The organism is Bradyrhizobium sp. P2_E8 (assembly GCF_056403875.1).
On record NZ_JBFUES010001322.1, the window covers coordinates 1 to 1,684 of the forward strand.

At 64.6% G+C, this 1,684-nt stretch carries 2 protein-coding genes; one reads left to right on the top strand and one right to left on the bottom strand.

Annotation, left to right across the window (positions count from 1 at the left end; translation table 11 throughout):
- Positions 1–719: NAD(P)-dependent oxidoreductase (locus AC1D00_RS40045; RefSeq protein WP_477014495.1), on the bottom strand; the 719-nt coding region annotated here is incomplete at its 3' end.
- 329 nt (positions 720–1,048) lie between these two features.
- On the opposite strand from AC1D00_RS40045, the gene AC1D00_RS40050 reads away from it, so the two are divergent.
- A complete protein-coding gene (locus tag AC1D00_RS40050; protein WP_135175164.1) occupies positions 1,049–1,579 on the top strand; it encodes an SH3 domain-containing protein in 531 nt (176 codons plus the stop codon).
- Positions 1,580–1,684 lie beyond the last annotated feature (105 nt).

A 1,684-nucleotide genomic window follows, 5' to 3' on the forward strand; every position in this document is an offset into this window, starting at 1 on the left:
ATGTAGGCGTCCTTGCGGATCAGCTTCAGCCGTCGCGCCGAGAGCAGGTGATAGGTCGCCGGCGTATGCGGACAGTTCACCGAGAGGATGTCCATCCGSGCCAGCATCTGGTCGAGGCTTTCCCARTAGGTCGCGCCAAGCTCTTCGGCGATCTTCGGCGCGACGGGACGGCGGTTGTGGTAGTGGATCTGCAGGCCGAAGGCGCGGGCGCGGCGCGCCACCGCCTGGCCGATGCGGCCCATGCCGATGATGCCGAGACGCTTGCCGCCGATGCGGTGGCCGAGCATCCAGGTCGGCGACCAGCCGGCCCAGGGTTTTCCTTCCGTCATGATCGATGCGCCTTCGATCAGCCGGCGCGGCACGGCCAGGATCAGCGCCATGGTCATGTCGGCGGTGTCTTCGGTCAAAACCTTCGGCGTGTTGGTGACGGTGATGCCGCGGGCATGCGCAGCCTCGACGTCGATATTGTCGACGCCGTTGCCGAAATTCGCGATCAGGCGGAGCTTGCAGTCCGGCTGGTTGACGATGTCGGCGGTGATGTGGTCGGTGACGGTCGGAACCAGCACGTCGGCGGTGCGCGCGGCTTCCGCGATCTGCTCGGGCGACATCGGCGTGTCGTCGAGATTGATCCGCGCGTCGAACAGCTCGCGCATCCGCGTCTCGATCGAATCCGGCAGCTTGCGCGTCACCACGACGAGGGGCTTTTTCTTCACCGACATGTCCTGCTCTCATGAAGCGTCGCAAGCCCGCCTCTGTCGCCAAAGGCTGGCCGTTCAGGCCTCATTAACCCGGTTGTTCGACACTGCCCTTGCCGTGTCGTCCCCGGCGTTTCCTTCAAGCTCTCCCGATATTTCCAGCCGGAAAATCGGGCCAAACTGGCTGTTCAAGCGTCCGTCCTCTCTAGCAGAAGGCCGGGCCAAGACAAGAACCACGGGCCAGGCATGGGGAACACCCGCGTGGGGCGGGTCAGGGACGACCGCGGCAGGGTTTTTTTGGAATTTTGGGGTGAGGGTCCGGCTCGGCCGGCTCCTCGACAGGAGACGGGTTGATGGCGTTGGGGCGTTTTTGTTTGGTGATGGCGCTCGTTTGCACCTGGTTGAGCGCCTCGGTCAGCCCCTCGCATTCGGCGAAGGACAATACCCCCCAGAGTGCCAGCGGCCTCCCGGTGCCCCGCTATGTCAGCCTCAAGTCGGATCACGTGAACGTCCGGGCCGGTCCGACCAAGGACAATGACGTGGCCTGGGTCTACACCCGTGCCGGCCTGCCGGTCGAAATCACCGCCGAGTTCGAGAACTGGCGCCGGGTGCGCGATTCCGAAGGCGCCGAGGGCTGGGTCTATCACTCGCTGCTGTCGGGCCGCCGCACCGCGGTCGTCACCATGAAGCACAAGGACGAGCTCGCGCCGATCTACGACCGCGCCGATCCCGACAGCGCGGTTGCGGCCAAGCTCCAGGCCGGTGTGGTCACCCAGGTGAAGAAGTGCAGCGCAAACTGGTGCCGCGTCACCGGTAACGGCTTTGACGGCTGGATCCAGCAGGAACGCCTCTGGGGCGTGTATTCGGACGAGCAGGTGAATTGACGTTGTTGTCGTCCCGGCGAAGGCCGGGACCCATAACCACGGGCCTGAGCTGTTTTTGAAGGCGTCAACCAGCATGCCTCATTGAGGGATCACGCGGTATGGGTC

What these genes read in the sequence shown, in the direction of transcription:
- AC1D00_RS40050 (WP_135175164.1), top strand. Translation starts at nt 1,049, where the DNA reads ATGGCGTTGGGGCGTTTTTGTTTGGTGATGGCGCTCGTTTGCACCTGG.